At 45.2% G+C, this 8879-nt stretch carries 6 protein-coding genes and 1 pseudogene; 3 read left to right on the top strand and 4 right to left on the bottom strand.

From position 1 onward, the window contains the following. The first annotated feature begins 393 nt into the window (after positions 1-393). Together glgA and BLR65_RS28155 are read left to right on the top strand one after the other, a co-directional pair. A complete protein-coding gene (glgA, locus tag BLR65_RS28160) occupies positions 394-1947 on the top strand; it encodes a glycogen synthase GlgA (protein WP_093798069.1) in 1554 nt (517 codons plus the stop codon). After that, on the top strand, positions 1937-4501 hold the full coding sequence (locus BLR65_RS28155; protein WP_245693101.1) for a glycogen/starch/alpha-glucan phosphorylase: 2565 nt from the start codon (positions 1937-1939) through the stop codon (positions 4499-4501). Before glgA ends, BLR65_RS28155 begins: the two co-directional genes overlap by 11 nt. Before the next feature lie 42 nt (positions 4502-4543). Here the strand turns inward: BLR65_RS28155 and BLR65_RS28150 are convergent, their stop codons facing one another. The 4 genes from BLR65_RS28150 to BLR65_RS28135 form a co-directional block, all read right to left on the bottom strand. Then, entirely contained in the window at positions 4544-5806 is a 1263-nt protein-coding gene (locus tag BLR65_RS28150) for a L,D-transpeptidase family protein (RefSeq protein ID WP_093798067.1), read from the bottom strand. A gap of 184 nt (positions 5807-5990) precedes the next feature. Further along, on the bottom strand, positions 5991-6374 hold the full coding sequence (gene panD, locus BLR65_RS28145) for an aspartate 1-decarboxylase (protein ID WP_093798065.1): 384 nt from the start codon (positions 6372-6374) through the stop codon (positions 5991-5993). Then, on the bottom strand, positions 6374-7222 hold the full coding sequence (gene panC / locus BLR65_RS28140; protein WP_093798063.1) for a pantoate--beta-alanine ligase: 849 nt from the start codon (positions 7220-7222) through the stop codon (positions 6374-6376). The genes panD and panC overlap by 1 nt, the downstream gene beginning before the upstream one ends. Next, positions 7222-8130: a Rossmann-like and DUF2520 domain-containing protein gene (locus BLR65_RS28135; protein WP_093798061.1), complete on the bottom strand. Its 909-nt coding sequence runs from the start codon at positions 8128-8130 to the stop codon at positions 7222-7224. The genes panC and BLR65_RS28135 overlap by 1 nt, the downstream gene beginning before the upstream one ends. A gap of 538 nt (positions 8131-8668) precedes the next feature. Between BLR65_RS28135 and BLR65_RS28130 the strand changes: the two are divergent. After that, positions 8669-8879 (top strand): annotated as a pseudogene (locus BLR65_RS28130) (IS1634 family transposase); the annotation flags it as partial.

The raw sequence follows: 8879 nt of genomic DNA, 5'->3' as shown, positions 1-8879 counted from the left end.
AATCAAGAAATTATTTATTGACGTTGAATTATCACAAATGATAATTCAACCGCACATCTGGCTTTTTGATGCATTACTTACATTGTTCAGTTTTCAGGGAACATTGTCGTTTCGTTTTGTAGAGCCGACAGTTATATATGTTATCATATTTTCTCAATCGTGTCAACATATCAATTTATTCCAGACCAAGCAGATCGCTTAATCTTGGGATATTTTGCCGCTCATCAAGACGACTTGTTTATATTATCACAGTCTACTCATTACGTCAACTACAAATTTATGAATAAAGGCATCAAAACGCACACAGTCTAATACATAGTACCGTTCGTAGTGAATTTTGATTTCATCTAAGCACCGGCCTTACTTAACTATAGAAAGGACTATAAACGCGCTATGCTCAAAGTACTGTTTGTTGCAAGTGAGGCCGCGCCATTTGCCAAAACCGGGGGAATGGGTGATGTCATTGCCGCCTTGCCGAAGGAACTTAGACGGCAAGGCGTTGATGCTCGGGTTATAATCCCCAAATACGGTTCCATGCCGGAAGAATGGAAGTCCAAGCTATCAACCGAGGCAATCTTTCAGGTATCGTTAGGCTGGCGTCTGCAATACTGTGGCATCGAGAAACTTAATCATGATGGCGTCCCTTTTTATTTTGTGGATAATGAATATTATTTCAAGCGTTCCGGCTTATACGGGCACTTTGATGACGCTGAGAGATTTGTTTTTTTTTGCCGGGCTGTATTGGAAGCATTGCCGTATCTTGACTTTCAGCCACACATTCTCCATTGTCATGATTGGCATAGCGGAATGATTAGTGTTTTTTTGACAGCTCATTATCGCAATCATCCTTTTTACAAAAAAATCAGAACTCTATTTACGATTCACAATCTCAAGTATCAGGGAATCTTCCCCAAAGATATCATGCTCAACTTGCTTAATTTAGGTTGGGAGTATTTTAAGATAGACGGTATTGAGTTTTATGACAAAATCAATTTTATGAAAGGCGGCCTTATATTTTCCGATCTCATCAATACGGTCAGTCCAACTTACGCCCAGGAAACCCAGCATGCTTATTATGGAGAAAAATTAGAAGGTGTACTGACCAGTCGGCGAAATGTCTTTTCCGGCATTATCAATGGCATTGACTACACTACCTACAATCCGGCAACCGACCCGAATCTATTTATAAACTATGACCGGCAAACAAAGAAACGCAAAATCAAAAACAAAATTACATTGCAAAAAATGCTGGGATTGTCCCCCACAGCCCAAATACCGTTAATCGCTATGAATACCAGACTAGTGGAGGCAAAAGGACTTGATCTTGTGATCCGGGTACTTGATGAAGTTCTTAGCGATGCGCAAATAATTATTGTGGGGCAAGGCGATGAACATTATCATCACCTTTTATGGCAGGCTGCGTGGCTGCGCAATGGGCAATTGGCTGCCATTATTCCTTACAATGAGGATATCGCTCGCAAACTTTTTGCCGCCGCCGACATGTTTTTGATGCCATCCCGTTACGAACCCTGCGGCATTGGTCAGCTTATCGCCATGCGTTATGGCGCTGTCCCCATTGTCCGGGAAACCGGCGGACTCAAGGATACGGTTCAGCCTTATAACGAGTTTACCGGTGAAGGCAACGGCTTTAGCTTTACAAATTATAATGCTCATGATCTGCTATTCACCATCAGACGGGCTATTGGCTTGTATCACAATAGGAAACTTTGGTCAAAACTAGTTGACCATGTTATGGCCATCGACAACAGTTGGCGTACTTCTACCAGCAAATACATGCAATTGTACAACCAGTTATATGTAGAAGAATATATTTATAAGAAAGCTGCATCCGAACTGCAAGTTATTCCGGACTATAGTGATCAGGGTTCCCTTTTTAACGACTTTGAACAATTGATTCCGATAGAGGAGGCCCCCTATGCACACTAATACCATGTATCGTTTTGACAATTTTGCACCGCACTATACGTCCTACCCTAAATCTCTCACTGTTTCCGAATTAAGAGACGCCTTTATTGTCGCACTCCAATCCCTGCATGGCAAAACACTGAACTGCGCCAGTAAACAGGAAAAATTTGAGGCGTTGGCCTGGCTAACCAAAAGTATAATAAGCAAAAATCTAATTGAAACCCAAAAACAGCGAACCAAGGACGATCCAAAACAGGTATATTATTTATCTATAGAATTTTTACTGGGGCGGCTCCTGGAAAATAATTTGGTAAACTTAGGAATTAGAGAGGTCTGTGTGAAAGCATTGTCAGAGCTGGGCATTGAGCTTGATAGTTTATTGGATCAAGAGGAGGATGCCGGTTTGGGCAATGGCGGTTTGGGCCGCCTGGCAGCCTGCTATTTGGATTCCATGGCAGCCATGGGGCTTGCCGGCCATGGCTGCGGCCTTCGTTACCGCTATGGTCTATTCGAGCAAAAGATTAAGAACGGTTATCAATATGAGTACCCGGACAACTGGCTAAAAAATCAGACCTATGTTTGGGAATATCGACGCCCGGCGGAAAAAATCGCAGTACGGTTCGGCGGTACTGTCCGGACACAGACCAACGGAAAAATCCGTTTTATCCACGAAAACTATGAAAATGTTATGGCTGTTCCCTATGACGTGCCAATCGTCGGCTATAAAAACCAGCTGGTTAACACCCTGCGCCTGTGGAGTGCTGAAGTTGATGTGGATCAATACACCTGTGGGGCTCATGGAGTAGAGTGCAATAGTGTTATCTACTATAAGCATGCCATTGAATCATTAACCGATATACTCTACCCTGACGATAGCCATTATGAAGGCAAAATCTTACGTCTTAAGCAGCAATATTTCCTGGTATCGGCCAGTCTGCAGAGTATTATCCGCAACTTTAGAATGCAGCATGATGTGTTACAGGAACTGCCTGATAAAATCGCGATTCATATTAACGATACTCACCCGTCGTTGGCAGTAGCTGAACTCATGCGTATCCTGATTGATGACTGCTGCTTGGGCTGGGATGAAGCCTGGAGTCTTACTGTCCGTACCCTGTCTTATACCAACCATACGGTTTTACCGGAAGCTTTGGAAAAATGGCCTGTCAATATGCTTGAGCAACTGCTGCCGCGAATCTATATGATTATTCATGAGATCAATGAGCGTTATTGCCGCGAACTGTGGAATAGCTACCCGGGTGACTGGGATCGTATCCATAGCATGGCTATCATTGCCGACGATCAGGTGCATATGGCTCATTTGGCCATCGCTGGCAGCCATACTGTCAATGGTGTCGCTGAAATTCACACCGAGATTCTAAAAAAAACTGTTATGCATAATTTTTATACGTATACACCTGACAAATTTACCAATGTCACGAATGGCATAACGCAACGTCGCTGGCTGTTAACCTCAAACCCAAAACTTGCCGCCCTGATTACCGACGCAATCGGCTCAAACTGGATCGAATATCCCTGCGATTTAGCCAAATTAGCCCCCCTGTCCAAAGATACCGCATTTCTTGAGGATTTGGCGAGCGTTAAACTACACAACAAACTTAAACTGGCTAAATACATTAAAGAAAAACATGGCATTATTGTTGATGTCCACTCCATATTTGATTCCCATATTAAACGTATCCATGCCTATAAACGCCAATGCCTTAACGTCATGCATATTATGCATCTTTATCATTGTTTACGGGAGAACCCCCAGCTCGATATTCCCCCCCGTACTTTTATTTTTGGCGGCAAGGCGGCGCCCGGTTATTACAAAGCAAAAAAAACTATCAAATTAATTAATACATTGGCCGATAAAATTAATAATGATTCCGCTATTCACAACAAACTCAAAGTACTATTTTTGGAAAACTATAACGTTTCTCATGCCGAACTTATTATTCCGGCCTCGGATGTTAGTGAACAAATTTCGACTGCCAGCCGCGAAGCTTCCGGCACCGGCAATATGAAATTCATGATGAACGGCGCCTTGACGATTGGCACACTGGATGGTGCCAATATTGAGATCAGGAATGCTGTCGGCGCTGATAATATCTTTGTTTTTGGCTTATCCGCCGAAGAGGTGCTTGCCTATTATCGCCGTGGCGGCTACAACCCCTGGGATATTTACAACAGTGATTTACGGATCAAAACTATTGTTGACCAATTGGTAAACGGCTTTTTCCCGGTCGATTCTGATGAGTTCCGTTCCCATTATGACGCTCTTTTGCGGTACGGTGACGAATATTTTCTATTAAAAGACTTTGCCTCCTATGTGGCTGCCCACCAGCAATTGGCCGATGCCTATTGTAACCAAAATCGCTGGCAGGCAATGTCCCTGCTGAATATCGCCCACTCCGGCTGGTTTTCCGGCGATCGTACGTTCTCCGAATATGCTGCGGAGATTTGGACAATGGATCAACCTATCCCCCTCTGGTGTCAGTGCCTGCCGGAAGACTACGCCCGGGTAAATCCGGGACGCGATGTAAATCATGACCAAGTTATTTTAAGTTAACCCGATCCGCTAAGAAAAGACTTGGAATGCGGCTCACGGCCTTTAAAGAAATTCGTCTCCGGGATCAAGATACATCGAATAGTCTATGGTGTATAACGGGTAAGACAACTCTAGCGTCTGGGTCTGATCATCCCATAACGTCGCCAAATTAAATAACTCTCCTAAATCTTTGACGGCAACATAGGGCTGACCGCCTATGGCGGTGAAGGGAACCGGCTTCCCGTGAATCAGCAGCTCGGATAGATCCGGCTGCCAGTTTACGCGTTCGCCCAAAGCGGTCGCCACGGTAAGTGCCGGTATTGCCCAACCGGATTCTATCCGGTGTATGTCGCCAGATAATAGTTTACCTTCGAACCTTGCTACCGGTAATGTTAATTCAAGGCAATTTTGCTTGCCATTCCAGGCTTCACGTCCGCCAAATAACACCGGAAGATTCTCCACATCAATATAGACTGAATTACCATGCTTTATACCTGGAACTGTCTGCCGGTGACGGGATACGGTTTGATTGGCTTCATTCCAATCCACCGCCGTACCTAGACTGTCGGCCAAAGCCATAACGGGAATCTGCTTTTTCCCTTTCCAGGAAACTATGTACTTGGCGCGCAACATCCCGTTTACTTTAAGGTAATGGACTTGGGCAAATTCTACCTGTCTGTCGGGAATTTCGCGAATTAATGATTGCAGAAAGCTATCTTCCGCCAAGCCGCCCAGGCCGGCCGCCGCAAGGGTCTGCTTAACACTTGCCATTGTGACTCTTTGCCGGCCGTATACATCCGGATAAATACCGATAGAGACTTTCCCGTTGCTGTCAACTCTTACCTTAACTCGTTCGTACTCAATTTTAACCGGCGTGTCGCAGTCAACACGCTCAAACAGATCTTCCACATCCTCCTCCTGCATGCGTATACAGCCATTTGAAACAGCCGACCCAATCGACCAGGGCTCATTTGTGCCATGTATGCCATACAAAGGTGCAATCCCCAGCCAACGATAGCCTAATGGATTACTGGGCCCGGACGGCACCACATAGTCTTTCCCCGGAGGGTACCAGCAGGGGTCAACCTCTTTCTCAATAATCGAATACTCGCCCTCAGGTGTAGGTGTGGACGCTTTGCCGATAGCGATCCGGTATTCCTTAACTAGCATATCGCCTTGGTATAACTCCAAGGTACGGCTAGGGAGATTTACAATGATTTGAGGCGGCGCTTCTTGTACCATCGCCTGTGTGTGACTAAGTAAACCATTTAAGAAAAAATAAAAAAATACCCAAAGAATCTGTTTCCATGCCCACTTCTTATCCATACAGCCATCCCCTTTTAGCAAATGCCTAAGACAATAACATATATGAAGCGAAAGTGGCCGTTATGCGCATTTAGCTGGACAAGCCGCAAAAAAGTAAGGGCGACTGTACAGTCTCCCTTTTTCGTTACAAGTTTAGATTTTTATCCAATTCCATATAGTGAAAATCTTTATTGGATTTCTATATTTAGCTTGCCTGGCCGTGGAGTTCTCCCTGGCGGATCTCCGTGATCCGGTTAGTCTTGTCGACAATTACTATTTTAGGTTGGTAATTCTTTTGTTCCTCTGCTGTCATCAGCGCATAGGCAATAATGATCACCACATCCCCCGGCTGCACCAACCGGGCGGCAGCCCCATTTAAGCAAATAATTCCCGAATCCCTCGGTCCCCTTATAACATAGGTTTCCAACCGACTGCCATTGTTGTTATTGACAACCTGAACCTTTTCGTTGGGTAAAATGCCTGCGGATTCTAAGAGCGTCTCATCAATCGTGATACTGCCCATATAGTTTAAATTCGCTTCTGTTACGGTGGCACAATGAATTTTGGCTTTAAGCGAAGTTAATAACATCAATATGCCTCCAGAATGGCATTGTCAATCAGCCTGGTTGAGCCGAACCGGACAGCAAGTGCTACCAACGCTTGCGTTGACAGCGTGCTAACCGGCTCCAATTCCGGATAGTTGTAAATTTCCACATAGTCAATATTGGCCAATGGCTGCTCAGCAATTCGCTTAACAACAGCTGTGCGGATTTTCGCGATATCGCGTTCTCCCTCGCGAACAAGCTGCTGAGCTAAAGAAAGACTTTGAGACAAAACCAGTGCGGCACTGCGCTCCTGCGCCGATAAGTATCGGTTGCGAGAACTCATGGCTAACCCGTCTTCCTCCCGCACAATTGGCACCATTTCGAGCTGTACATTGAAATCCAAATCACGAATCATCTGTTGAATAACAAGTACTTGTTGGGCATCCTTTTGTCCAAAAAAGGCCTTGTCCGGCTGTACGATGTTAAATAATTTACTCACAACCGTTGCCACGCCGCGGAAATGTCCCGGGCGGGAAAGCCCGCATAACTTATCGGTTATTTTCTCGACAGACACGAAACTTGCATAGCCGTTAGGATACATCTCTGCTACAGTTGGGTGAAAAATAACGTCCACTCCCACACGGCTTGCTTTTTCACTGTCTCCCGCCAAATCGCGCGGATAACATTGCAAGTCCTCATTAGGCCCAAACTGGGTAGGATTAACAAAAACACTGGCAATCACAATATCGCATTGCGCTTTGGCCTGCCGCATTAGCGATAAATGCCCGTCATGCAACGCCCCCATGGTAGGCACCAGCGCAATAGTTTTTCCAGCCGCTCTGGCGGCAGTTACAAAAGCGCGCATTTCCTGAATCGTTTCGATCAAACGCATCATTTACACTCCTCGTCTTGGTATAGCTTTGTTATTTTTCCTTCACCATTATTGCGCAGCAGGTCATAGAGTTTCGCCCATTCAAGACAATCCATTTTTTGTACCAGCAGGAGAGTGTGCAACCCTAATTGCCTGTACAACCTTTCCGTATTAGGATCTGACTGCGCCAATATGGTAAGATGAGCGGCAACCGTATTAGCATCCCCTCTTGCAATCGGTCCTGTCAGTGCCTTATCGGTTCCCTTATTGGCCAGATTATCCAGCGTTCCCTGCAATAGCGGCATTAAAGCAGTTGTCGCTTTTTCAGCAGATAACCCGAGTTGTTGAAACAGATTAACCGCATAATGCATTAAAACAACTAGGTAGTTAGAAGCTATGCAGGCAGCCGCGTGGTAAAGCGCCCGCTTTTCCTGAGGCACAAAGAAACTATACCCGCCCAAATCCCGCACGATGTCCTTAGCTAAGCAAATGGCATCTGTGCCCCCGTCTACGGCAAAACATACGCCTGACAGACAATCCTTATTACCCCCGCCGGCAAATGATTGCAGAGGGTGCAAAGCACCAATAAATGCTCCCTGTTGCCCGGCAGCTGCCAGAATATCGGCAGGCAAAGCTCCGCTGGCGTGATAGACATACTGGTCTTTATGCCAGCCGCCTTGACGTGCAATCTCTTCAGCAACATGCCCGATGCACCGGTCTAAGGTCATGATAAAAACGATCTCTGCTCGTTTTGCGATCTCTGCCGGATTCACCGACCAAGGCACGTTAAACCGCTCGGCCAGTTCTGCGGCTGAAGCCGGAGTTCTACTTGCAATTCCGGCTAATCTGTAACCACACTTGCGCAAACCGGCCGCAAATACCGCGCCCACTCTACCCGCCCCAATAATTGCAAAACTTAGTTTTTCCATCACTCACTCCCTCCCGCCAACTCAATCCGTCAAGAGGCAGGAAATACAAAAAAGCCTTCCGGCACATGTCCGAAAGGCATAGTTCACCCTTGTTGCCTCCCGTCTCAGTCCTGCGGATCTAAGCGGATAATTTAATATGAAAATTTTCGCGGTTACAACCATTTCCTAGGTGTGGCTCTTCATAGATGCCACCCGAAATGGTAAAGTTGTAACGCAATTTGATCATAGCATAGCCCGGTAAAAGAAGGCAAGCGTTTTTTTAATCAAAAACACCCTGCAGCGCTGCTTAGATCTGCAAGGTGTCAGCTGCAATAATTGTATCAGTTAGAAGCCCAATTCCTCACCAATAATAATTACTTCTACATCGGCACCAGCCGGTTTTTTATGCATAACGGTCGTGACGGGTCTTTGACACTTGTTCAATCAAAAAATCCCCTTGAAGCCTTGAAATAGGTTTATTTTTTTGTCAATTTTCCCACTTTTATATTGAGTATTGTTGAGTATTGTGTTATAATTAAAGGGATTGGAGGGATATTATATGCGGTTGAATATCGTTAAATCCAAAAACGCACAATCACTTTATGTCATCCGTTCCACTTACGAAAATGGCAGACACTCATCTAAAATCGTAGAAAAACTCGGAACATATGACGAACTACTAAAAAAGTTGAATGGCAATGATCCCATCGCTTGGGCAAAGGCTTACATCGCTGAACTCAATACGATAGAAAAAGCTGAAAATCGCGAAG

The sequence above is a fragment of the Sporomusa acidovorans genome, from assembly GCF_900101845.1.
Classification (GTDB): Bacteria; Bacillota; Negativicutes; order Sporomusales; family Sporomusaceae; genus Sporomusa; species Sporomusa acidovorans.
Note: the sequence above shows the minus strand (reverse complement) of the source record. Positions and strands in the feature narration are given on the sequence as shown.

What these genes read in the sequence shown, in the direction of transcription:
- glgA (WP_093798069.1), top strand. Translation starts at nt 394, where the DNA reads ATGCTCAAAGTACTGTTTGTTGCAAGTGAGGCCGCGCCATTTGCCAAA.
- BLR65_RS28155 (WP_245693101.1), top strand. Translation starts at nt 1,937, where the DNA reads ATGCACACTAATACCATGTATCGTTTTGACAATTTTGCACCGCACTAT.
- BLR65_RS28150 (WP_093798067.1), bottom strand. Translation starts at nt 5,806, where the DNA reads ATGGATAAGAAGTGGGCATGGAAACAGATTCTTTGGGTATTTTTTTAT.
- panD (WP_093798065.1), bottom strand. Translation starts at nt 6,374, where the DNA reads ATGTTATTAACTTCGCTTAAAGCCAAAATTCATTGTGCCACCGTAACA.
- panC (WP_093798063.1), bottom strand. Translation starts at nt 7,222, where the DNA reads ATGCGTTTGATCGAAACGATTCAGGAAATGCGCGCTTTTGTAACTGCC.
- BLR65_RS28135 (WP_093798061.1), bottom strand. Translation starts at nt 8,130, where the DNA reads ATGGAAAAACTAAGTTTTGCAATTATTGGGGCGGGTAGAGTGGGCGCG.